General features: G+C 72.2%; 18 protein-coding genes. 10 read left to right on the top strand and 8 right to left on the bottom strand.

Translation table 11 applies throughout. The features are described 5' to 3' along the window. Positions 1 to 14 precede the first annotated feature (14 nt). Together GWK16_RS05560 and GWK16_RS05555 are read left to right on the top strand one after the other, a co-directional pair. Entirely contained in the window at positions 15 to 1058 is a 1044-nt protein-coding gene (locus GWK16_RS05560) for an L-idonate 5-dehydrogenase (RefSeq protein ID WP_170052975.1), read from the top strand. Between the two features lie 56 nt (positions 1059 to 1114). Next, positions 1115 to 2404: an NAD(P)/FAD-dependent oxidoreductase gene (locus tag GWK16_RS05555; RefSeq protein WP_170052974.1), complete on the top strand. Its 1290-nt coding sequence runs from the start codon at positions 1115 to 1117 to the stop codon at positions 2402 to 2404. Here the strand turns inward: GWK16_RS05555 and GWK16_RS05550 are convergent. Further along, entirely contained in the window at positions 2401 to 3075 is a 675-nt protein-coding gene (locus GWK16_RS05550) for a GntR family transcriptional regulator (protein WP_170052973.1), read from the bottom strand. The genes GWK16_RS05555 and GWK16_RS05550 overlap by 4 nt on opposite strands. Before the next feature lie 87 nt (positions 3076 to 3162). Between GWK16_RS05550 and GWK16_RS05545 the strand changes: the two genes are divergently transcribed. The 4 genes from GWK16_RS05545 to GWK16_RS05530 are packed head-to-tail and all read left to right on the top strand — an operon-like array spanning position 3163 to position 7674. After that, on the top strand, positions 3163 to 4881 hold the full coding sequence (locus GWK16_RS05545) for an acetolactate synthase catalytic subunit (protein ID WP_170052972.1): 1719 nt from the start codon (positions 3163 to 3165) through the stop codon (positions 4879 to 4881). 2 nt (positions 4882 to 4883) lie between these two features. Further along, positions 4884 to 5915: a zinc-dependent alcohol dehydrogenase gene (locus tag GWK16_RS05540; protein WP_170052971.1), complete on the top strand. Its 1032-nt coding sequence runs from the start codon at positions 4884 to 4886 to the stop codon at positions 5913 to 5915. Then, positions 5912 to 6670 carry an SDR family NAD(P)-dependent oxidoreductase gene (locus GWK16_RS05535; protein ID WP_170052970.1) on the top strand — a complete coding sequence of 253 codons (759 nt, stop codon included), beginning with the start codon at positions 5912 to 5914 and terminating at the stop codon, positions 6668 to 6670. The genes GWK16_RS05540 and GWK16_RS05535 overlap by 4 nt, the downstream gene beginning before the upstream one ends. 41 nt (positions 6671 to 6711) lie before the next feature. After that, positions 6712 to 7674 carry a tripartite tricarboxylate transporter substrate binding protein gene (locus GWK16_RS05530; RefSeq protein ID WP_170052969.1) on the top strand — a complete coding sequence of 321 codons (963 nt, stop codon included), beginning with the start codon at positions 6712 to 6714 and terminating at the stop codon, positions 7672 to 7674. A gap of 48 nt (positions 7675 to 7722) precedes the next feature. Here the strand turns inward: GWK16_RS05530 and GWK16_RS05525 are convergent, their stop codons facing one another. Together GWK16_RS05525 and GWK16_RS05520 are read right to left on the bottom strand one after the other, a co-directional pair. Further along, the gene (locus GWK16_RS05525) at positions 7723 to 9822 is read right to left on the bottom strand and encodes a hydantoinase/oxoprolinase family protein (RefSeq protein ID WP_170052968.1); all 2100 of its coding nucleotides are present in this window, start codon (positions 9820 to 9822) and stop codon (positions 7723 to 7725) included. Between the two features lie 5 nt (positions 9823 to 9827). Then, entirely contained in the window at positions 9828 to 11483 is a 1656-nt protein-coding gene (locus GWK16_RS05520; RefSeq protein WP_170052967.1) for a hydantoinase B/oxoprolinase family protein, read from the bottom strand. A gap of 105 nt (positions 11484 to 11588) precedes the next feature. On the opposite strand from GWK16_RS05520, the gene GWK16_RS05515 reads away from it, so the two are divergent. After that, positions 11589 to 12491, top strand: a complete 903-nt coding sequence (locus tag GWK16_RS05515; RefSeq protein WP_170052966.1) for a LysR substrate-binding domain-containing protein — start codon at positions 11589 to 11591, stop codon at positions 12489 to 12491. A gap of 3 nt (positions 12492 to 12494) precedes the next feature. Here the strand turns inward: GWK16_RS05515 and GWK16_RS05510 are convergent, their stop codons facing one another. From GWK16_RS05510 to GWK16_RS05495, 4 genes are read right to left on the bottom strand one after another with little or no spacing between them, the layout of a single operon-like run. After that, on the bottom strand, positions 12495 to 14066 hold the full coding sequence (locus GWK16_RS05510) for a GMC family oxidoreductase (protein ID WP_170052965.1): 1572 nt from the start codon (positions 14064 to 14066) through the stop codon (positions 12495 to 12497). A 15-nt stretch (positions 14067 to 14081) separates the two neighbouring features. Beyond that, positions 14082 to 14441: a hypothetical protein gene (locus GWK16_RS25845; protein WP_170052964.1), complete on the bottom strand. Its 360-nt coding sequence runs from the start codon at positions 14439 to 14441 to the stop codon at positions 14082 to 14084. Then, on the bottom strand, positions 14359 to 14688 hold the full coding sequence (locus GWK16_RS25515) for a hypothetical protein (RefSeq protein ID WP_170052963.1): 330 nt from the start codon (positions 14686 to 14688) through the stop codon (positions 14359 to 14361). Before GWK16_RS25515 ends, GWK16_RS25845 begins: the two co-directional genes overlap by 83 nt. A 30-nt stretch (positions 14689 to 14718) precedes the next feature. Beyond that, complete coding sequence (locus GWK16_RS05495) at positions 14719 to 17028, bottom strand: penicillin acylase family protein (protein WP_170052962.1); 2310 nt, start codon at positions 17026 to 17028, stop codon at positions 14719 to 14721. Positions 17029 to 17108: 80 nt separating this feature from the next. On the opposite strand from GWK16_RS05495, the gene GWK16_RS05490 reads away from it, so the two are divergent. Continuing rightward, positions 17109 to 17855, top strand: coding sequence for a GntR family transcriptional regulator (locus GWK16_RS05490; RefSeq protein WP_170052961.1), 747 nt, complete (start codon positions 17109 to 17111; stop codon positions 17853 to 17855). A 16-nt stretch (positions 17856 to 17871) separates the two neighbouring features. Then, on the top strand, positions 17872 to 19116 hold the full coding sequence (locus GWK16_RS05485; RefSeq protein WP_170052960.1) for an aminotransferase class III-fold pyridoxal phosphate-dependent enzyme: 1245 nt from the start codon (positions 17872 to 17874) through the stop codon (positions 19114 to 19116). On the opposite strand, the gene GWK16_RS05480 is transcribed toward GWK16_RS05485, so the two are convergent. Beyond that, positions 19113 to 20546, bottom strand: a complete 1434-nt coding sequence (locus tag GWK16_RS05480) for an amidase (protein WP_170052959.1) — start codon at positions 20544 to 20546, stop codon at positions 19113 to 19115. The two genes, GWK16_RS05485 and GWK16_RS05480, sit on opposite strands and share 4 nt — an antisense overlap. 104 nt (positions 20547 to 20650) lie before the next feature. Between GWK16_RS05480 and GWK16_RS05475 the strand changes: the two genes are divergently transcribed. After that, positions 20651 to 22222 (top strand): ABC transporter substrate-binding protein, encoded by a 1572-nt coding sequence (locus GWK16_RS05475; RefSeq protein WP_170052958.1) that lies wholly within the window; start codon positions 20651 to 20653, stop codon positions 22220 to 22222. The last annotated feature ends 35 nt before the right edge of the window (positions 22223 to 22257 follow it).

Raw genomic sequence — 22257 nt, 5'->3', positions numbered from 1 at the left:
CCTGGGGGAGCGCCATGACGACGACCGAAGCCTGCGTGATCCACGGCCAGCGCGACCTGCGGGTCGAGATGGTCGATCTGCCGGCGCCCGGCGCCGGGGAGGTGCTGGTCGATATCGGCGCCGGCGGGATCTGCGGGTCGGACCTGCACTACTACCTCGATGGCGGCTTCGGCACGGTGCGGGTGCGCGAGCCGATGGTGCTGGGGCACGAGGTCGCCGGCACCGTCGCGGCGCTGGGCGCCGGCGTGGTCGGGCTGAAGCCGGGCGACCGGGTGGCGGTGAATCCCTCCCACCCGTGCGGCGCCTGCGAATACTGCGCGCGCGACGAGCCGCAGCACTGCCTCGAGATGCGCTTCTGGGGCAGTGCGATGCGCATGCCGCACGTCCAGGGCGGCTTCCGGCGCCGGCTGGTGGTCGCGGCACGGCAATGCGTGCCGGTGGGCGATGTCGTCTCGATCGGGGAGGCGGCGATGAGCGAGCCGCTCGCCGTCGCGCTGCATGCCGTCGGTCAGGCGGGCGAGGTGCGCGGCAAGCGCGCGCTGGTCACCGGCTTCGGGCCGATCGGCGGCGTGGTGCTGCTCGCGTTGAAGCATGCCGGCGCGGCCGAGGTCACGGTGACGGATGTGGTGGACGAACCGCTCGCATTCGCGCGGCGGCTCGGCGCGTCGGCGGCGGTGAACGTCGCCGCAGACAGGGATGCGCTGGCGGCGGAGGAGATGGACAAGGGTCGCTTCGACCTCGCGATCGAATGCAGCGGCAATCCGCGCGCATTGGCCCAGGCGATCGCCTGCGTGCGGCCGCGCGGGACCATCGTGCAGGTCGGCATCGGCGGCAGTTTCGACGTGCCGATGAACGTCGTGGTGGCGAAGGAGCTGCGCCTGGCGGGGTCCTTCCGGTTCCATCCGGAATTCGAGCATGCCGCCGGGCTGATCGCGCGACGCGAGATCGACGTGCGGCCCCTGATCACCGCGACGCGGCCGCTGGCCGATGCCCAGGCGGCCTTCGACCTCGCCGCCGATCGACGCGCCTCGATGAAGGTGCAGCTCGCCTTCGGCTGACGTCGCACACCGCGGGCAGGTGACGTGACGACCGGCCCCTCCTAGGCTCGCGCCGCATGCCGAACGCCGCGCCGTCGCTTCCGCCCAGCCTCTACGCCGCCACCGCGCGGCCGGCACCGCCCACCCCGCCGCTCGACGGCGACGTGCGGGCGGATGTCCTCGTCATCGGAGCCGGCTTCACCGGCCTGTCCACGGCGCTGCACCTCGCCGAGCGAGGCGTGCGCGTGGTCGTGCTCGATGCGGCCGAACCGGGCTGGGGCGCGTCCGGGCGCAACGGGGGCCAGGTCAATCCGGGCCTCAAGCCCGATCCGGACGAGGTGGAGCGCGATTTCGGACCCGATCTGGGCGGTCGCATGGTGCGCTTCGCCTGGGGAGCGCCGGAGACGACCTTCGCCCTGATCCGCCGCTGGCAGATCGCCTGCGATGCGCGCCAGGGCGGCACGCTGCGCGCGGCCTACCAGCCGCGGCATGCCGAGGGCCTGCGGCGATCGGCCGAGCAGGGCATGCGGCGCGGCTTCCCGGTGCGCCTGCTCGATGAGGATGCGGCGCGGGCGGCGACGGGGCATCGGCGCTACCGGGCGATCATGCTCGATGCGAGTGGCGGGGACGTGCAGCCGCTCGACTATGCGCGCGGTCTTGCCGATGCCGCGTTGCGCGCGGGGGCGCGCATCCATGGCGGGACGCCGGTGACGCGCCTGGCGCGGGAGGGCGGCACCTGGTGCGCGACGACGCCGGCGGGCGTCGTGCGGGCCGACATGGTGGTGCTCGGCACCAACGGCTATACGGATGACCTCTGGCCGGGGCTGCGGCGCAGCGTCGTGCCGGTGTTCAGTTCCATCGTCGCGACGGCGCCGCTGGCGCCGGAGGTGGCGCGCGGCATCCTGCCGCTGCGCGGGTCGCTGTACGAGAGCGGGAACATCACCGTCTATCTGCGCGTCGACCAGGCCGGTCGGCTGCTCATCGGCGGGCGGGGGCCGCAGCGGCCGATCGATGGGCCCGGGCCGGTCCGCTATCTGGTGCGCTACGCGGAACGGCTGTGGCCGGTGCTGGCCGGCGCGGCATGGACGCATGGCTGGAACGGCCAGCTGGCCATGACCGAGGACCATTACCCGCATATCCACGAGCCAGCGCCAGGGCTCTACGCCTGCCTCGGCTACAACGGCCGCGGCGTGGCGCTGTCGACGGCGATGGGCGGGGAGATCGCGAAGCTCGCCACGGGCACGCCGGCGCGGGACATCGCCATGCCCGTCACGCCGATCCGCCCCATGGCCTTCCACGGCTTCTGGCGGCTCGGCGTCATGGCGAAGGTGATGGAAGGGCGGATCAGGGACCGCCTCGGCCTCTAGGCTGTTCCGAGCAGCGGCGCGACGATCGCCGCATGCTCGCGCAGGTCGCGTTCCACCGCCGCGCGGGCGGCGGCAGGGTCGCGGGTCTCGAGCGCGCGCAGCAGGTCGTCATGCGGGTGGCCGGCGGGGGAGATCTTCCGCGGCACCGAGGACAGCAGGCTGATCGTCGGGCCGACCTGGGTCCAGAGATTCTCCACCACCCGCTGCAGCACCGGCATCCGCGCGATGGCGATGACGCCGAAGTGGAAGCGCTCGTTCTCGGCCAGCACGACGGCGCCGTCCTCCGCGCGCCGGCCCTTCATCAGCCGCGCATGGATGGCGCGCAGGGCGGCGATGTCGGCGGGGGTGGCCAGCGTGGCGGCGCGGGCGGCGGCGCGGCCTTCGAGTTCCTCGCGCAGTTCCATGATCTCGGCGTAGCGGTCGCGCGGCAGGCGCGGCACCCAGGCGATGCCCCGCGCATCGAGGTCGAGCGCGCCTTCCGAGACCAGGCGCAGCAGCGCTTCCCGCACCGGGGTCGGGCTGACGCCGAGGTCCTGCGCCAATTGCCGGTGCACGAGCTTCTGCCCCGGCACCAGCCGACCGCCAACCAGGGCGCTGCGCAGGCGCGCATAGACCTTCTCCGCGAGGGTTTCGTCGCGGTCGACCGGGGCGAAGGTCGCGTCGGGGGGCATCCGTGCTTCTCCGGGCGGCGAGGTTGACCTGTCAAGCGATTTGCCGTTTGCTATAGCAAATAACATTCGTTTCCTGGAGACGCCCAGATGCCGGATACCGGTCCCATCGCCAATGCGACTGTCGCGCTGCGCCTGGCCGAGGCGCTCGCCCGCCACGGCGTGGTCACCACCTTCGGGCAGAGCCTGCCGTCCGCCTTCCACCTGGCCGCGCCGCATGCCGGCATCAGCCAGACGGTCTACCGGCAGGAGAACATGGGCGGCGCCATGGCCGACGGCTATGCGCGCGTCTCGCGCCGCGTCGGCGTGGTGACGGCGCAGAACGGCCCCGCCGCGACGCTGCTGGTGCCGCCGCTGGCCGAGGCGCTGAAGGCGAGCATCCCGGTCCTCGCGCTGGTGCAGGAGGTCACGCGCGACACGACCGACAAGAACGCCTTCCAGGAATTCGACCACTTCAAGCTGTTCGAGGGCGTGGCGAAGTTCGTTCGCCGCATCGACCGGGCCGATCGGCTCGAGGATTATGTCGACATGGCCTTCACGGCCGCGACGTCGGGGCGACCCGGGCCGGCCGTGCTGCTGCTGCCGGCGGACCTGCTGATCGAGAAGGCCGCAGCGGCGTCGCGCCGGCGCGCCTTCCTGGGCGAGTTCCCGCTCGATCGCACCCTGGCCGATCCGGCGCGCATCGAGGAGGCGGCGGCGCTGCTCGCCACGGCGGCGCGCCCGGTGGTGATCGCGGGCGGCGGCGTGCACATCTCGGGCGCTGCCGACGAGCTGGCGGCGTTGCAGCAGGACGCGCACCTGCCGGTCGCGACCACCTTCATGGGCAAGGGCAGCGTCGACGAGACGCATCCGCTGTCCATCGGCGTGATGGGCAATACGCTCGGGCGCGGCGCGCGGGCGCATGAGCTGCGCGCGATGGTCGCCGAGGCCGATGTCGTGCTGCTGGTCGGCAACCGCACCAACCAGAACGGCACGGATTCCTGGACGCTGTATCCGCGCGATGCGCGCTACATCCACATCGATCCGGATTCCTCCGAGATCGGGCGCAACTACGAGGCGCTGCGCCTCGCCGGCGATGCGAAGCTGACCTTGGCGGCGCTGCGCCAGGCGATGCTGCGGCAGGATCTTGCCGCGCGCGCTGCGGCGCGGCCGCAGGTCGAAGCGCAGATCGCCAAGGCCGTCGAGGGCTGGCGGACGCTCGTCGCCGGCGTGACGACGCGCGACGGCGGGCCGGTACGCCCCGAGCGTGTCGCGGCCGAGATCGACAGGCGCATGCCCGCGGACGGCATCATGGTCGCGGACGCGTCCTATTCGTCGAACTGGATCAACATCTACATGACGGCGAAGCGCGCGGGGCAGCGCTTCCTGACGCCGCGCGGGCTCGCGGGCCTCGGCTGGGGCGTGCCGATGGCGATCGGGGCGCAGGTCGCGGCCCCCGGCAGCCGCGTGGTGTGCCTCGTCGGCGATGGTGGCTTCGGGCATTCCTGGGCGGAGCTCGAGACGCTGCGTCGGCTCGATCTGCCGGTCACGGTGGTGGTGCTGAACAACGGCATCCTCGGCTTCCAGAAGCATGCCGAGGACACCAAGTTCGGCGACCACACCGTCGCCTGCGACTTCGCCGAGGTGGACCACGCCGCCATCGCGCGCGCCTGCGGCATCGCCGGGGTTCGCGTGGCGCGCGGCGAGGAGGTCGGCCCGGCGCTCGACGCCGCCTTCGCCTCCGGCAAGCCGACGCTGATCGAGGTGATGACGGACCCGGACGGCAAGCCGCCGCTGACCATGTATGGCGGGTATCCGGAGCCGTTCTGATCATGCTCGCGCTGCGCAAGACGCAGGCCGGCTTCGGGCTCGAGGCGCTGGAGGTGCCCGAGCCCGGCGCCCCCGGCCCCGGCGAGGTCACGGTGCGCGTCGAGGCGGTGGGCATCTGCGGCAGCGATGTCCACGCCTATGAATGGACGGATGGCTACGGGCATATGGTGCCCTACCTGCCGCTGACGATGGGGCACGAGTTCGCCGGGCGCGTGGTGGCGGCGGGCCCGGGTGCGGCGGTCGCGACGGGCACCCGCGTGTCGGTGCATCCGCGCGTCGTGCGCGGCGACGGCAGCATCGCCTGGCCGGGCGATCCGCGCGCGCGGGGCGAGCGGCTGACGCTCGGCCTGACGACGGATGGCGGCTTCGCGGCGCAGGTGAATGTCCCGGCGGGCAACGTGCTGCCGCTGCCCGAGGCGGTGGACGCGGAGCTCGGCGCGCTGGTGGAACCGCTGGCGGTCGCGAGCGAGGCCGTGCTGGTGGGCGAGGTCGGGCTCGGCGACACGGTGCTGGTGCTGGGGCCGGGCACGATTGGGCAGGGACTCGCGCTGATGGCGCGGGCGGCGGGCGCGGGGCGCGTGATCGTCGCGGGGCGCGCGGACCAGCCGCGCTATGCCGTGCTGCGGCAGCTTGGCTTCCACGACATCGTGGATGTCGCGGAGGGGTCGCTCGCGGACCAGGTGCTGGCGCTGACCGGCGGCAAGCCGGTGGACTTCGTTCTGGAAGCGACCGGCCATCCGTCATCCATCACCGACGCGCTGCCGGTGCTGAGACGGGAGGGCGTGCTGGTGGTCGCCGGCATCCATGCGGCGCCGCTGTCGCTGCCGCTGACCGTCTTCGTGCGCAACCGGCACCAGTTGCGGGCCTCGCATGGGTCGGAACCGCGGACCTGGGAGCGCGTCATCGCGCTGCTCGCGCGCGAACCGGAAGCCTATCGGCCGATGATCACGCATCGCCTGCCGCTTGATCGCGGGCTCGAAGGGTTCGAACTCGCGCGGCAGCGCGCGGCCAGCAAGGTGATCCTGATCCCATGAGCAATGCCGACCGTGTCGCCATCGTCACCGGCGCCGCGCGCGGGCTGGGCGCGGCCATCGCGAAGCGCCTGGCCGCCGCCGGCCATCCGGTCGTGCTGGCCGATGTGCTCGACCGGGTGGAGGAGACGGCCGCTGCCATCGTCGCGCAGGGGCATCAGGCGCGCGCCATCCGCCTCGACGTCGCGGACGAGGCCGCGATCGCGGCGCTGCCGCAGGTTCTGGGCGACTGGTGGGATCGGCTCGGCGTCGTCGTGAACAACGCGGGCATTTCGCCCAAGGTCGATGGCCGCAAGCGGATGGTCGAGGAGATCCCGCTCGAGGAATGGCAGCGCGTGCTGGCGGTGAACCTCACCGGGCCGTTCCTGTTGTCGCGCCAGGCGATCCCGGTGCTGAAGGCCCGCGGCTGGGGCCGCATCGTGATGATGACGAGCCAGGCGGCGCATGTGCCGAGCACGATCACCGGCGCCTATTACGGCACCTCCAAGGCCGGGCTGATGGGCTTCGCGCGCAACCTGGCGGCGGAGCTGGGCCCTTTCGCCATCACGGTCAACAGCGTCGCGCCGGGCCGCATCATGAGCGACATGGTCGCCGGCGCCGCGCCCGGGATGAACGAGGCCTTCCTGCAGCGTATCCCGCTCGGGCGCCTCGGCGAGCCGGAGGAGGTGGCGGAGGTGGTGCAGTTCCTTGCCTCGGACGCCGCGGCCTACCTGACCGGCACCACCATCGACGTCGGCGGCGGCAGCTACATGCCCTGAGCCGGCCGAGTTCGAGTTCTGCAGCACGGGAGAGAACGTAGATGAGCATCACCCTGCGCCGCCGGCACCTGCCGGCGCTCGCGGCCGGCATGGCCGTGGCCGGTGCCGGCGCCGCGCGCGCCGACTGGCCGGAGCGCGAGATCCAGCTGGTCGTCAACTACGGCGCCGGCGGCAATACCGACGTCTCGGCGCGCGCCTTCTCGCGCGGGCTGGAACGGCAGCTCGGCAAGCCGGTCGTCGTGGTCAACCGGCCCGGCGCGGAAGGCACGATCGGGCCGGCCTTCGTCGCGACGCAGCGCCCGGATGGCTACACGATGGGCGTCGTCACCTATTCGACCGTCGCGATCCAGCCGCATGTGCGCGACGTGCCCTACACCATCGGCAGCTTCGATTTCGTCGCGGGCTATGGGCGCTTCCGCTACGGCGTGACGGTGCGCGCGGATTCGCCGCACCGGACGCTCGATGACCTGGTGCGCGCGGCGAAGCAGGGCAACGGGCTGTTCGTCGGCGCGCCCTCGGCGCCGAACAACCTCGCGATGTTCGAGCTGGGGCGCCTGACCGGCGGGAAGTTCGAGCAGGTGCAGTACCGCTCGGGTGCGGAGACGGTGACGGCGCTGCTCGGCGGCCAGGTGGACGTGATCGTGCAGAACCCCTCCGACGTGGTGTCGCAGATCCGGGCGGGGCAGCTGCGGCTGCTGGCCTCGGCCAGCCCGATGCGCTGGCAGGAATTCCCGGACGTCCCGACGATGCGCGAGGCGGGCTACGAGGTGGAGATCGATTCCTGGCTCGGCGTTGCGGTGCCGCGCGGCACGCCGCGGCCGGTGCTGGAGCGGCTCGAGGCCGCGTCGCTCGCCGCGCTGCGCGACCCCGCGGTCGCCGAGCAGATCGGTGCGACCGGCGTCGACCCGCAGGCGCTGCCGGGGAAGGAGTACGAGGCGCTGCTGGCGCGCGGCGCGGAGCAGATGGGCCCGATCCTGCGCCGCGCCGGGATGGCGAAGCCCTAGCGCTTCCAGCGAACCGCCGGGCGATCCCGCATCGCCCGGCGCGCGGCGCTAGCCGACGTCGATGACCAGGTTCAGGAAGTCGTCGACGACGACCTCGCTGTCCGGGCCGACGACGCAGGTCGATTCGCGTTCCTCGATCAGCGCCGGGCCGGCGATCCGCGCGCCGGCGCGCAGCGCGTAGCGGTCGTAGACCGGGCAGTCCTGCCAGCCGGCGCCTTCGAACAGCACGCGGCGATGCGTGCGCGGCGCGGCGGGGCCGGCCTCGGCCGTGCGGGGCACCGCGCCGGCGAGGTCGATGGTCCAGCCGGGCGCGGAGCAGGACAGGCGCCAGCTCAGCGCCTCGATCGGGCTTTCCTCGACCACGCGTTCGAAGCGGTCGCGATAGGCCGCGAAGAAGCGTTCCCGGATCGTGGGCAGGTCGGCGTCGGAGAGTTCGAGGCCCGGCAGCGGCACCGGGATCTCGAAGCCCTGGCCGACATGGCGCATCTCGGCGACGGGCCTGAAGGTGATGCTGCCGGGGGTGGCGCCGGCCTCGGTCAGCAGAGCGCTGCCGGCGGCCTTCATCTCGGCGATCAGCGCGTTCACGCGCGCCCAGTCGATGCGTTCCAGGCGCGCGACATAGGACCGCACCATGTCGGTGGCCGGCGGGGCGACGAGGAAGCCGAGCGCCGAGGCGACGCCGGCGCCGAGCGGCACGACCAGGCGCTTGATCTTGAGCAGGCGCGCCAGGTTCCACGCATGCACGGGCCCGGCGCCGCCGAAGGCGATCATGGTGTAGCGGCGCGGATCCTTGCCCTTCTCGGCCAGGTGCATGCGCGTCGCGGAGGCCATGGTCTCGTCGACGATGCGCTGCACGCCGAGCGCGGCCTGCTCCACGGCGATGCCGGTCTCGGCGCTGATGCGCGTCTCGAAGGCGCGGCGGACGGGGTCGAGGTTCAGCGCCATCTCGCCGCCGAGGAAGTAGCCGGGGTCGAGGCGACCGAGCACGAGGTCGGCATCGGTCACGGCGGGTTCGGTGCCGCCGCGGCCGTAGCAGACGGGCCCGGGCTTGGCGCCCGCGCTGCGCGGCCCGACCTTCATCAGCCCCGAGCCGGGGTCGATGCGCGCGAGCGAGCCGCCACCGGCGCCGATCTCGATCATGTCGACGACCGAGACCTTCAGCGGCAGGCCCGAGCCCTTCTGGAAGCGGCGGACGCGGCCGGCCTCGAAGTCGAACTTGTGGTTCGGCTCATGGTGGTCGACCAGGCACATCTTCGCCGTGGTGCCGCCCATGTCGAAGGAGACGACATGCTCGAGCCCCGTGAGGCGCGAGATGAAGGCGGACGCCATGGCGCCGGCGGCGGGGCCGGATTCGATCAGGCGGATCGGGAAGTCCTTCGCCTCCCGCACCGTGGTGATGCCGCCGCCCGAGAGCATGATGTAGAGGTGCCCGCGGAAGCCGGTCGAGTGCAGCGTCGACTGCACGCGATCGAGGTAGCGGGCCATCAGCGGCTGCACATAGGCGTTGGCCGAGGCGGTGGAGATGCGCTCGAACTCGCGGATCTCGGGCGCGACCTCGGCCGAGAGGGAGACCGGCAGGTTCGGATAGAGCGCGCGGATGATCTCGCCAGCGCGCTTCTCGTGCTGCGGGCTGTGGTAGGAATGGAGGAAGCCGACGGCGATGGCCTCGGCACCCTCGGTCTCGACCAGCTGCTTCGTGGCGGCGGCGACGGCGGCCTCGTCCAGCGGCAGGAGGATGCGGCCGTCCGAGGCGATGCGCTCGGGGATCTCGAGCCGCCGCGCGCGTGGGACCAGCAGTGCCGGGGTTTCGAGGAAGAGGTCATAGAGGTCGTAGCGCGTCTCGCGCCCGATCTCGATGCTGTCGCGGAAGCCTTCGGTGGTCAGCAGGCCGACCGTGGCGCCGGTACGCTCGATGATGGTGTTGGTCACCAGCGTCGTGCCGTGGATGACGCTGTGCACGTCCTCGGGCTTGAGCTCGGCTTCGCGCAGGATGCGCGCGATGCCGTTGAGGATGGCCTCGGAGGGATCGTCCGGCGTGGTCAGCAGCTTGCCCGTGCGGACGATGTTGCGCACCGGGTCGTGCAGCACCAGGTCGGTGAAGGTGCCGCCGACATCGACGCCGACGCGCGCGGAAGCCGTGGTGGTCATGCGCGTCACTCCACGCCGTAGATGGTCTTGGCCGCTTCGGCCGTGATGTAGCCGTGGCGGAGGTCTTCCATCACCGCCTCACGCGCGCGCTTCCTCGGGTCGCCATAGCCGCCGCCGCCCGCATAGAGCAGCAGCACCGATTCGCGCGGACCGATGGAGGTGCGGGACTTCGGGTGCGGCTTGGTCCCGTCGCCGAAGGCGATGACCGACGGGCCGCCCGGCAGCCCGCCGAGGATGCCGCCGGCCGGGTTCCGATGGCGGTCGGACAGCAGCGACAGCCGCGCCGGCGCGTCGGTGTCGAGCTGCAGCTCGATCTCCTGCCCCAGCCCGCCGCGGAAGGTGCCGGGGCCGCCGGAATCCACGCGCAGGCGCTTCCTGCGCACGATGATCGGGGCGACGCTTTCATACGCCTCGATGGACCCGGCGCCGACATTGGTCGGGAAGGCGGTGGCGGACATCCCGTCCTTGTGCGGGCAGGCGCCCATGCCGCCCGAGGCGAAAAGCACCTGGGAGAAACTGTCGCCATCGGGCCGGGTGCCGCTGAACAGCGCGCGCATGGTCGGCGCGCCGCCGCAATCGGCGATGACCTTGTTCGGGACGACCTGTGCGAGCGCCTGGTAGATCGCGCCCGCCAGCAGGTGCCCGGTCAACTGCCGCGCGCTGACCGGCGCGGGATAGAGCGGGTTGAGGATGCTGCGTTCCGGCGCGGCGACGGTGATCGCCTGGTAGGACCCCTCGTTGCGCGGGGTGAAGGGATCGAGCGCGCACTTCACCGGATAGACCGAATAGGCGTGCGTGTAGTTCATCACGCAGTTGATGCCGCGATCGATCTGCGGGGAGGTGCCCGCATAGTCGATGTGCATCGTGTCGCCCCGCACCGTCACCTTGCAGACGATGCGGGTGTGCTTGTCGTCGAAGCCGTCAGCGGTGATCTCGGAATGCCAGGTGCCGTCGGGGACCTCGGCGATGGCGCGGCGCATGGCGCGGTCGGCGCGTTCGCTCAGTGCGGCGGAGAGGCCCTGCAGATCGGGCAGGCCGGTGTCCTCGAGGAACTCGGCGACGCGGCGCGCGCCGACCTCGGCCGCCACCACCTGCGCCTGCAGGTCGCCCAGCACCTGGCGCGGCACGCGGACATTGCCGAGCAGGATGTCGAGCAGCTGCTGGTTCCACTCGCCTTCCCGCAGCAGGCGGGAGGGCGGGATGCGGATGCCTTCCTCGAAGATCTCGCGGCAATCGGCCGACCACAGCGCGCCGCCGACATCGGGCGAGTGGGAGATCGAGCCGGAGAAGCCGACCAGCCTGCCGCGGTGGAAGATGCCGGTCACCACGGTGAAGTCCGGCAGGTGACCGGTCGCAAGCCAGGGATCGTTGGTGACGATGGTGTCGCCGGGCTTCCACGTCTCGGCCGGGAATCGGGCGAGGAAGTCCTTCGTCGTGCGCGGCAGGATGCAGGAGAAGGAGGCGAGGCCGCCGGTGTTCTCCGAGACGGAGTTGCCGTCGCGGTCCATGAGCACCGTCGCGAAGTCGTTCGACTCCCGCACGATGGTCGAGAAGGCGGTCCGCAGCAGGCCGGTCGCGGCCTCGTCGGCGGCCGAGATCAGCCGGTTCCAGTAGATCTCGAGGGTGATGGGGTCGAAGGGCTCCGGAGTGGCGTCGCTCATCCTGTCCGTCCAGCGCGTTGCGGTAGCGCCACGAGTTTAGGAAGGGGCATGCCAAGGCATCCAATATGACTTGAGTTGAAATCCATATCTTCTACGAATGGATGGATGGAACTCCGGCACCTCAGGTACTTCGTCGTCGTCGCCGAGGAGCTGCATTTCAGCCGTGCGGCGGAACGCCTCGGCATTTCTCAGCCGCCGCTGAGCCAGCAGATCCGCGCCCTGGAGGAGGACCTCCAGGTCCGGCTGTTCGACCGCAGCAGCCGCAACGTCGCGCTGACGGAGGCCGGGCGGCTGTTCCTGGCCGAGGCGCGGGCCACGCTCGACCAGGCCGATCGCGCGCGCCAGACCGCGGCGCGTGCCCATCGCGGAGAGATCGGGGAACTGACCGTCGGGCTGTTTCCCTCGGCGCTGCTGGCCGAACCGGTGGCGGCGGCGGTCCTGGGGTTCCGCCGGCAGCATCCGCGGGTGCGGCTGGTGCTGCGGGAGCGCGCTGTCTACGCCGCGGTACGGGAACTCGCGGCCGGCAGCCTCGAGATCGCCTATCTCCGCTACGCCACGCGGCCCGAGGTGCCGCCCGGCATCGCGCTGCTGGAGGTGATGCGGGAGCCGATGATGCTCGTCGTCCACCGCAGCCATCGCCTCGCGCGCGGGGACAAGCCCGTGCCGCTCGAGGAACTGGCCGAGGAGCCGTTCATCCATTTCTCGCCGCGATCGGACAGCGCGCTGCACGAACATGTCGCGGCGATCTGCGCGACGGCCGGATTCGAGCCGCGCATCGAGCAGGAGGCGAACCAGAACGGCTCCATCCTCGCGCTGATCGGCACGGGGATGGGCGTCTCGATCCTGCCGCGCTGCCTGTGCCGGCTCAGCCTGCCGGAACTGCGCGTGCTGCCGATCGCGAGCCCCGCGGCGGTGTCGGGCATCTGGCTCGCGCACCGGCGGCGTGGCGGCGCGACGCTGCCGCGGACGCTGGCATCGCTGACCGCGCAGCACCGCGTGCCGGGGTAGCGCCTAGCCCCCGCGCTGCATCCGCCGCGCCAGCATCTCGCCGATCATCACGCAGGTGAAGTGCAGGTTGGCGCGGCAATCGGTCGGCATGACGGAGGCATCGGCGACGCGCAGCCCCTCGACGCCGCGCACGCGCAGGTCGGGGTCGACGACACCGCGCGGGTCCTCATGCGCGGTCATCCTGCAGGTTCCCGCCGCGTGCTGGATGTCGGCCGCTTCCTGCAGCATCAGGCGGTCCAGTTCGGCCTCGGGCAGCGCGGCGGCTTCGGGCAGGCTGAGCGCGGTCTCGCAGAAGGTGATGCACTCGGCGATGGCCTTCAGCGGGTCCAGCGCGGCGAGGCGCGCGAGGCGCCGAACGCCGTCGCGCATGCGCAGCCGGTCGGCGGCATGGTCGAGCATGTTCTCCTCGACCGCCGGCTGGGCTTCCGGGTCGGCCGAGGTCAGCCGCACGAAGCCGCGCGAGAAGGCGTCGTAGACCGACAGGCCGATGGCGCCGGAGGCGGCGGGCTCGTCGTCCTCCGTCAGGCCGCGGTGGTTGAAGCCGATCATGATCATGTCGCGCTCGCCGCCGCCGCCCAGGCCGCTGCTGTAGGTCACGCAGCAATTGGTGTGGCGCGCGTCGCGCCCGCGCGAACGATGGTCCGGCTTCAGCGCGATGGTGGCGCGGATGATGGGGTGGTCCATCAGGTTGCGCCCGACCCCGGGCAGGTCGTGCAGCACGGGGATGCCGAGTGCTGCGAGGTCCGCGCCGGCGCCGATGCCGGAACGCATCAGGATGGTCGGGCTGTGGATGGCGCCGGCGCAGAGCACCACCTCGCGCGCCGCGATCTCCTCCCACGCGCCGGTGCCGAAGCGCACGCGCACGCCGCGCGCGCGGCGGCCGTCGAACAGCACGCGGTCGACCATCGCCTCGCCGCGGATGTCGAGGTTGGCGCGGCCCCGGGCGGGCTCGAGGTAGCCGTCATTGGTGGTGACGCGCTGTCCGTCGCGGAGGTTGATCGGGTAGCAGGAGACGCCCTCGCCCTCCGGCGCGTTCAGGTCCGCCTTCCAGGGGTAGCCGTCGGCCAGCGCGGCGTCGCGCAGGGCGCGGTCCACGGCGCCCCAGCGGTCGGGCGGCATGCGCCAAACGGGCAGCGGGCCACCCTGGCGGGTGCCCGGGGCAGTGCCGGTCTCGCTATCGTCCTCGATGGCGTCGAAGACCGGCAGGACGTCGGCGGCCGACCACCCTTCGCAGCCTGCTTCGGCCCAGGCGTCGAAGGCGGCGGGGACGCCGCGGATCGCGATCTGGGCGTTGACCGTGGAGCAGCCGCCCATGGTCTTGCCGCGCCAGTAGAATCTCGGCTCCTGCGCGGCGGTGCGGCGCGTCATCAGCCCCGGCCATTGCCAGTCGGCCTGGTGGGCGGGGTGGTGCATGAAGGGGATGATGTTGGCGCTGCGCAGCGCGTGCGGCGCCTCGGCGGCGCGCCAGTCGCGCCCGGCCTCGAGCAGCAGGACGCGGCGGCGCGGGTCCTCCGACAGCCGCGCGGCGAGCGGGGCGCCGGCCGATCCGGCGCCCACCACGATCACGTCATACATGCGGCCATCGTCCCATCAGGTTCCGGTGCGAAGGCATCGCGCATGGTGCCGCCGCGCGCAACCTGCCGCTACGGGATGCGCCGCTGCGCGAGCCCCGCGAACAGATACGCCACCACGCCGAGGGTCATCAGGACCTGCGCGCCGAAGCTCGTCGCGATGACGGATCTGGCCGCCGGGCAGCTTCTCCACGACGACGAGGTGCTGCAGGGCGGAGGCGCCGCCGACCGGGATGACCGACGCGGCGGCGGTGACCATGATGCCGTCGAAGGGCGCGGCCGAGGGCACGCCGTACTCACCGTCCCCGCGATGGACGGTGACGTTGCGGATGCGCTGCCGGCGGAGCCGGCGCTCGGCCTCGTGGGCCAGTGGCGTCACGATCTCGATGCTGTGCCGTCGCGACCAGATCGGCGAGGATCGCGGCCTGGTAGCCGGACCCGGTACCGATCTCGAGCACCGTCTGCGCGGGCGCGGTGCGCAGCATGTCGGTCATCAGCGCGACGATGAAGGGCTGGGAGATGGTCTGGCCGTGGCCGATCGGCAGCGGGCGGTCGTCATGAGCGCTGGCCTCGAGCGCCGGCGGCACGAAAGCCTGGCGCGGCACGCGGCGCATCGCGGCCAGCACGCGCGGGTCGATCGCGGGCTCGCGCGGCCTTCAGGCGAGCTCCTGCCGCCATGGCGCGGTGCGGCGCAGCGCGTCCCAGCCATAGGTCATGGGCACCATCGCCGTGCCGGCCCAGACCGCGTGCTGGTCCGCATAATGAGGGCTGCCGGGATGGCCGGAGGCGCCGTGGAACACGGTCCAGCGGTTGTTCTCCCAGGCGCCGACGTCGAAGGCGTAGCGCGCGAGCGCGCCATAGGCCGCGACCGGTCCGGCGGCCGCCATGAAGCCGTTGGCGAGCACGGTATCCGTATCCCCGCCCAACGGCAGCGCCGGCGGGTCGAGCAGCGGCGCCCAGTCGGGGAACATCGGCGAGAGCGGATGGGTGAAGCGCGGGCGGTGCACCTCGCCCCAGGGGTGCGACGTGTCCTCGCGCGCCGCGCGCGCCAGGGCCTCCTGCATGGCCTGCGCCCAGTCCCAGCCGTGCAGCAGCGCCGCGTCGCCATCCCGCAGCAGGTTGGGCAGCGCCCACCAGAGCTGGTTCATCGGCGGCACGCCCGGCGCGACCGAGAGCAGCGGCGTTCCGGCAAGCGCAGCGAGCCCGCTGCGCTCGGCGAGGATCGCGGTCAGGGCGCGGCGGAGGGCGATATAGGCGGTCGGCGCGCTGCTGCCGGCCTCCATCCGCCCGTCCCAGGCGAGCAGGCGGTCACGCAATGCGGCGGCGGCAGCGTCGCGCGGCGCGGGCAGCGCGGCGAGGCGGTCGCGGATCAGCAGCGCGTTGAGCGAGAGCGTGTCGGCATGCACGCTCGCCGCGCCCTCGACGCCGCGCGCCTCGGGTGCGGCCTGCAGCCGCGCGAGGACGCGCTGCGCGCGGTAGGGCGGATGGCAATCGGTGCAAAGGTAGTCCGGCCCGTCATCGGCGGCGACGCGGTTGTTCGCGGTGACGATCAGCCCGAGCGGCGGATCGATCACGCGCGGCATCTCCTCATGCGGGATCCAGCCGTCCCATTCATGCGCGCCGGTCCAGCCGGGCACGGGAAGCCATCCGTTGCTGCGCGGGCGGCGCGGCAGGCGGGCGCGCACCAGATGGCCGATGCGGCCCGCGGTGTCGCCGGCGACCAGGTTGTGGTCGATCAGGCCCCAGCCGCGTGTCGCCTCGAACAACGTCTCCACGCCGTCGGCGCGCAGCATGCGCGGCAGGCAGTCGAAGGAGAGGTCGGTCTCGGCGAACTGCACGGAGCGCAGCGCGATGGCGGTGCCGGAGGCCGGATCGCCGGCGATGATCGGACCGTGGTGGGTTTCCACCACCTCGAAGGATCGCGGCTCGGCCCCGCGGATCGCGATGGTCTCCTGGCGCCGTGCGACCGGTAGCCAGCCGCCGCGGAAGGCGACATGGCGCGCGTCGGGGTCGAAGCGTTCGACGAACAGGTCGTGGATGTCGACGAAGGCATGCGTGACGCACCAGGCGACGCGGCCGTTGTGCGCGAAATGCGGGAAGCCCGGCACGCCGGGGACCGTCAGGCCGATCACGTCGAAATCGGCGCAGGCGAGGTGGCCCTGCGCGTACATGTTCGGGATCTCGAAGACGCGGTGCGGGTCGCCGGCGACGACGGGACGGCCGGTGGCGCTGAGGGCCGGGGCGACCGCCCAGTTGTTGCTGCCGCCGCCGGTGGCGTCGATCGCCTCGGCGACGAGCAGGGCGGCGATGGCGGGCTGGAGGTCCGCGATAGTCGCGGTCCAGCGCTTCGCCTCGACGCCGGGCGGGATGAGCAGCAGGTCGCGCCCGCCATCGTCGTAGCGCAGCTTCAGCGCGTTCTCGGGCCCCACCACGGGCAGCGCCGCGGCGCGCCACAGCTTGAACCACACCGACCCCATCAGCAGGCCGAGGCGGCGCATCACGGCGATGCAGTGCCAGCCTTCCCAGGGTTCCGGCGTCGCGTCGAGCAGCACGTACTCGATGGCCGGCGGCGCGCCGGATCCGATGAAGGCATTCACCCCGGCGGCATAGGCGTCGAGCATCGCCCGCCCCTCGTCGCCCAGGGCGGCGTAGTCGCGCCGGCTCGCAGCCTCCATGCCGAGGCGGCGGGCCAGGATGTCGCCTTCCGCCGCGCCGGCGCCGAGCCATTCCGCCGCGCGGCCGAGGGCGCGGCGGCGGTTGAGCTCCATCTGGAACAGGCGGTCCTGCGCATGAACGAAGCCCTGGGCGCGGAAGGCGTCGACCTGACCGCCCTCGGCGCGGATATGGGGGATGCCCCAGCGGTCGCGCAGCACCTCGACCGGTGCCGCCAGCCCCGGCAGGCGCAGACGGCCGTCGAGCGGGGGCAGGGCGGCGCGAAGCGTCTCGGGGCCGGGGGCAGGCGGCATGGCAGGCGTTTCCCTGGTGGTTCAGGGCAGCATCGCGCGGCATTGCGTTGCCGTCGATATATCAAATACGATGAACCGCCATGACCGCCGAGCGCCCCCGCCGCGCCGCCCGGCCTTCCCGCGGGAAGGACGAGGGTGGGCTCGACTTCCTCACGCCCGTCGGGCGGGAGAACCTGACGGGCCGCGTCTATGGCGAATTGCGCATGGCACTGCTGGAAGGGCGGATGCAGCCCGGGCAGCGCCTCAAGATCCGCGACCTGGCGCAGGCGCTCGGCGTGTCCGAGACGCCGGTGCGCGAGGCGGTGATGCAGCTGGTGCGCGAACGCGCGCTGCGCATGGAACTGGCCAAGGCGATCACCGTCGCGGGGCTGACCCTGGCGCAGTACCTCGAATTGCGGGAGGTGCGCGCGGCGCTCGAGGGCCTGGCGGCGGAACACGCGGCGCAGCGCATCTCGGATGCCGAGATCCGTGCCCTGGAACGCGCGCATGTCGAGCTGATGCGCGCGGAGGAGGCCGGCGAATCCGCGCCGGCGATCCGCGCCAACTGGCGCTTCCACCACGGCCTGTATCGCGCGGCGGCGATGCCGGAACTGCTCGCCGTCATCGAGGGCATCTGGCTGCGCAACGGGCCGATGCTGAACCATCTCTACCCGCATGCGCGGCCGACCTATCCGGGGCGGCATCGGCATCTCGACATCCTCGACGGGCTGCGCGCACGCGATGCCGCGGCGACGCGCGCCGCCGTCGTCGCCGACATGATCGAGGGCGGGGAGGGGCTGGTGCGGCACCTCGCCGCGCTCGAGGCCGCCGCGCCCCGCCCCCGCTGACCCCTTGGAACGCCCCATGGACGACACCGCCTCGCCGACCCAGCGCAACCATCGTGATGCCGCGCTGCGGGACCGCGCGCGCCAGGTCATCCCGGGCGGGCTCTGGGGGCATCTCAACGCCGCCAACCTGCCGGCCGGCTACCCGCAATACTTCGCGCGCGCCGAGGGCTGCCGGCTGTGGGACGTGGATGGGCGCGAGGTGGTGGACTTCATGTGCGCCTGGGGGCCGGTGGTGCTCGGCCACCACCATCCGGCGGTAGAGGAGGCGGCGCGGCGCCAGGCGGCGCTCGGCGACTGCATGAACGGGCCGGCGCCGGTGCTGGTGGACCTCGCCGAGATGCTGGTCGCCACCATCCCGCATGCCGCTTGGTGCCTGCTGGAGAAGAACGGCACCGATGCGACGACCGCCTGCGTGACCATCGCGCGCGCCGGCACGGGGCGGCGCAAGGTGCTGGTCGCGCGCGGATCCTATCACGGGGCGGTGCCGTGGTGCTCGCCGTCGCTCGCCGGCGTGACGGCGGAGGACCGCGCGCATATCGCCTATTACGACTACAACGACGTCGCCTCGGCGCAGGCGGCGGCGGAGCAGGCGAAGGGCGACCTCGCGGCGATCATCGTCACCGCCTTCCGCCACGACATGGCGCGCGCGCTGGAACTGCCCGATCCCGCCTTCGCGCAGGCCCTGCGCGACATCTGCGACCGCGAGGGCGCGGCGCTGATCCTGGACGACGTGCGCGCGGGCTTCCGGCTGGATCTCGGCGGGTCGTGGGAGACGGTCGGCGTGCGGCCGGACCTCGCGGCCTACAGCAAGGCGATCGCGAACGGGCATGCGCTGGCGGCCGTCACCGGCGCGGAGCGGTTCCGCGAGGCGGTGACCAAGGTCTACACGACCGGGTCCTTCTGGTGCGCGGCGGTGCCGATGGCGGCCGCCCTCGCGACGCTGCAGGAGCTGCACCGCATCGACGGCCCGGCGCGGATGCGCGCGATGGGGGAGCGGCTGCGCAAGGGGCTCGATGCGCTCTCGGCGCGGCACGGCGTGACGATCCGCCAGTCCGGCCCGGCGCAGATGCCGCTGGTGCTGTTCGAGGGCGACGAGGGCTTCCGCCTCGGCAATGCCTTCTGCTCCGCGGCGCTGGAGGCGGGCGCCTACTTCCACCCGCGGCACAACATGTTCCTCTCCTGCGCGCATACCGAGGCCGACATCGACCGCGCCTTGCAGGCGGCCGATGCGGGCTTCGCGGCGGTGGCGCGGCTCGGCTAGGCCAGCGGCGGGCGGTGCTGCGCCCAGGGACGGTCCTGTTCCAGCAGGGCGCCGAGGCGCAGCACGTCCATGTCCCGCCCCCAGGGGCCGACGATCTGCACCGCGGTCGGCAGGCCGTCTGCGGCGAAGCCGGAGGGCACCGACAGCGCCGGATGGCCGGTGAGGTTGAAGGGATACATGTAGCTGGACCAGCCCTGGCGGGTGATGCCGCATGTCTCGCCCTCGACCACCACCTCGTCAGTGGCGGCATCGAAATCCGCGGGCAAGGCGGTGCGCGTCAGCGTCGGCGTGACGAGGACGTCGTAGCGGTCGAACAGGGACTGGATGGCGCGGAACAGGCGCGTGCGGGCGAATTGTGCCTCGCGGAATTCCTTGAGCGAGAACGTGCCGCCGCGCTCCATGAAGGCGAGCAGCACCGGGTCCATCCGGTTGTGCCATTCGGGCAGGTACTGCGCGCAGGAAACCGCGAAGCCGGCCTGGTACATGATGCGGCCGGGGAACTCCATCCAGTCGATGGCGTCGGCGACGTCCTCGATCAGCGCGCCGCGCGCGGCGAAGGCGTCGAGCGAGGCGATGGTGTTCGCCGCCATCTCCGCCTGCACGCGGGCATTGCAGGCGCGCGCGATGTAGCCGATGCGCAGCCCGTGCAGGTCGCCGCCGATCAGCGATGGCGAGACCGGCGCGAAGCCAGGCCCGCGGAGGCTCTGCGCGTCGCGCCCGCTGGGCCCCGCGATGACCGAGAGCATCACCGCCGCATCCGTCACCGTGCGCGTCAGCGGCCCGGCATAGACGTTGTTCGCGAAGGTGTCCGCCGAGGCTTCCCACGGCACGCTGCCGAGCGTCGCCTTGTGCCCGACGACGCCGCAGCAGGCTGCCGGGATGCGCACCGATCCCGCCCCGTCGGTGCCGAGACCGAGCGGCCCCAGCCCCGCCGCCACCGCGGCCGCCGCGCCGCCCGAGGAGCCGCCGGTGGTCCGCGACAGGTCCCAGGGGTTGCGCGTGGTGCCGAAGGCGGGCCCGTCGGTCAGGCCCTTGTGGCCGAACTCCGACATGGTGGTCTTGCCGAGCAGGATCGATCCCGCCTCCCGCAGCCGGGTCACTGTGACGTCGTCGCGCGCCGGGACGTTGTCGGCGAAGATCGCCGAACCATGCGTGGTCCGGATGCCCGCGGTGTCGACCTGATCCTTCACATGCACCGGCACGCCGTGCAGCGGGCCGAGCGGCGCGCCGTCCATCACCGCCTGTTCCGCCGTGCGGGCGGCGGCCATCGCCTGGTCGTGCAGCACGGTGACGAAGGCGTTGATCCGCGGCTGCTCGCGGTCGATGGCGGCGAGCACGGCGCGGGTCAGCTCCACCGGGGAAAGCGCCTTGCGGCGGATCAGCGCCGCCGCGCGCGTGGCCGGCATGAAGAGCAGTTCGGTGTCGGCCATGGTCGCGAATCCTCCTTGCGCCGTGCCAATGTCAGGGTGCAGGCTGGCATAGGATATATCGAAAGGCGAGGCACCGACCCGCCGCCGGGGGAGAGGAAGGAAGAATGTCCATCTTGGAAACCGGCCGCCGCGGAGTCCTCGCAGGCGGCGCCGCGATCGCGGCCTCCGGCATCCTCCGCCCCCGCGAGGCGCGCGCGGAACGCCAGCTCAACCTGGTGCTGGAATCCGAGGTGGTCATCCTCGACCCCTACATGACGACCGCGGCGATCACGCGGACCTTCGGCTTCCACATCTTCGACACGCTGTTCGCCATGGACGGCCAGGGTCGCATCCAGCCGCAGATGGCCGAGGGGCACACGGTGTCCGCCGACCGCCTGACCTGGACCTTCACGCTGCGCCCGGGCCTGAAGTTCCACGACGACGCCCCGGTCACGGCCACCGACGTCGTCGCCTCGCTCGAGCGCTGGATGCCGAAGGACGCGCTGGGGCGCATGCTGCGCGATGCGCAGGCCGGGCTGGTGGCGAAGGATGCGCGCACGGTCGAGCTGACGCTGAAGCGCCCCTTCCCGCTGGTGCTCGAGATCCTGGGCAAGCCGAACGCGCCGGTGCCCTTCATCCTGCCGGAGCGGATCGCGCGCACCCCGGCCGACCAGCGCATCACCGAGATCATCGGCTCCGGGCCCTTCCGTTTCCGTCCGGATCTCTGGCTGCCGGGCAATGTGATGGTGCTCGACCGCTTCGCGGGCTACGTGCCGCGGGAAGAAGCGCCCGACTTCCTCGCCGGCGGCAAGCGCGTGAAGGTCGACAGCATCGCCCTGCGCGCCATGCCGGACCAGATGACCGCGGCGACCGCGCTGATCGCCGGCGAGATCGACTACCAGCAATACGTGCCCTTCGACATGATCGACCGGCTGGAGCGGGCGCGGAACGTGCGGCTGCTCTCGCTCGGCGGGCTGCACCAGTTCCAGGGGAACTACCGGCTCAACCACGCCTTCGCCCCCTTCGACGATCCCGAGGTGCGGCGGGTGCTGTGGAAGCTCGCGGACCAGGACGGCGCGCTGCAGGCGATCGGCATCCCGCCGCGCTTCCGCACGGCGTGCAACTCCTTCTGGATGTGCGGGACGCCGCTGACGACCGATGCGGGGGCGGAGGTCGCGCGGCTGTCGGTCGAACAGGCGAAGGCGGAGCTCGCACGGACGTCCTATCGCGGGCAGCCGGTGATCTTCCTCGGCGTCGGCGGGTCGATTTCCCAGGTCGCCGCGGCGGTGCTCATCCAGAACATGAAGCAGGCCGGCTTCACGGTGGATGAGCAGGTCATGGACTGGGGCACCGTGCTGGCCCGCCGCGCGCGGCGCGACGGCTGGAGCATGTTCTCGGTCTATGCGAATGGCGTCGACATGATGTCGCCGCTCACGCATTTCTACACGGCGAACACCTGTGCCGATTATCCGGGCTGGTCCTGCGACGACCGCATCCCGGCGCTGATGCGGCAGTTCGTGGATACCGAAGCCGAGGCCGACCGCAGGACCATCGCGGCGGAGATACAGCGGCTGTCCTACGCGCTGACGCCCTCGGTGATGTGGGGGCAGTTCACGATACCGGCGGCCTACAGGACGTCGTTGCGCGGACTGATGGAATCATCCTTCCCGATCTTCTGGAATGTCGAGAAGGCGTGATGCGGCCCGGGAGTTGCCAGGGCCGCTGAGGCGGA

Source organism: Neoroseomonas marina (genome assembly GCF_012927745.1).
Lineage (GTDB): Bacteria > Pseudomonadota > Alphaproteobacteria > Acetobacterales > Acetobacteraceae > Neoroseomonas > Neoroseomonas marina.
This window is presented reverse-complemented; position numbering and strand designations above follow the sequence as displayed.

Excerpts from the sequence above, each read along its gene's own strand:
- GWK16_RS05520 (WP_170052967.1), bottom strand. The coding sequence starts at position 11,483 with ATGAGCGACGCCACTCCGGAGCCCTTCGACCCCATCACCCTCGAGATC.
- GWK16_RS05475 (WP_170052958.1), top strand. The coding sequence starts at position 20,651 with ATGTCCATCTTGGAAACCGGCCGCCGCGGAGTCCTCGCAGGCGGCGCC.
- GWK16_RS05490 (WP_170052961.1), top strand. The coding sequence starts at position 17,109 with ATGACCGCCGAGCGCCCCCGCCGCGCCGCCCGGCCTTCCCGCGGGAAG.
- GWK16_RS05550 (WP_170052973.1), bottom strand. The coding sequence starts at position 3,075 with ATGCCCCCCGACGCGACCTTCGCCCCGGTCGACCGCGACGAAACCCTC.
- GWK16_RS05495 (WP_170052962.1), bottom strand. The coding sequence starts at position 17,028 with ATGCCGCCTGCCCCCGGCCCCGAGACGCTTCGCGCCGCCCTGCCCCCG.
- GWK16_RS05555 (WP_170052974.1), top strand. The coding sequence starts at position 1,115 with ATGCCGAACGCCGCGCCGTCGCTTCCGCCCAGCCTCTACGCCGCCACC.
- GWK16_RS05510 (WP_170052965.1), bottom strand. The coding sequence starts at position 14,066 with ATGTATGACGTGATCGTGGTGGGCGCCGGATCGGCCGGCGCCCCGCTC.
- GWK16_RS05535 (WP_170052970.1), top strand. The coding sequence starts at position 5,912 with ATGAGCAATGCCGACCGTGTCGCCATCGTCACCGGCGCCGCGCGCGGG.
- GWK16_RS05545 (WP_170052972.1), top strand. The coding sequence starts at position 3,163 with ATGCCGGATACCGGTCCCATCGCCAATGCGACTGTCGCGCTGCGCCTG.
- GWK16_RS05480 (WP_170052959.1), bottom strand. The coding sequence starts at position 20,546 with ATGGCCGACACCGAACTGCTCTTCATGCCGGCCACGCGCGCGGCGGCG.
- GWK16_RS05540 (WP_170052971.1), top strand. The coding sequence starts at position 4,884 with ATGCTCGCGCTGCGCAAGACGCAGGCCGGCTTCGGGCTCGAGGCGCTG.
- GWK16_RS05515 (WP_170052966.1), top strand. The coding sequence starts at position 11,589 with ATGGAACTCCGGCACCTCAGGTACTTCGTCGTCGTCGCCGAGGAGCTG.
- GWK16_RS05530 (WP_170052969.1), top strand. The coding sequence starts at position 6,712 with ATGAGCATCACCCTGCGCCGCCGGCACCTGCCGGCGCTCGCGGCCGGC.
- GWK16_RS05560 (WP_170052975.1), top strand. The coding sequence starts at position 15 with ATGACGACGACCGAAGCCTGCGTGATCCACGGCCAGCGCGACCTGCGG.
- GWK16_RS05485 (WP_170052960.1), top strand. The coding sequence starts at position 17,872 with ATGGACGACACCGCCTCGCCGACCCAGCGCAACCATCGTGATGCCGCG.
- GWK16_RS05525 (WP_170052968.1), bottom strand. The coding sequence starts at position 9,822 with ATGACCACCACGGCTTCCGCGCGCGTCGGCGTCGATGTCGGCGGCACC.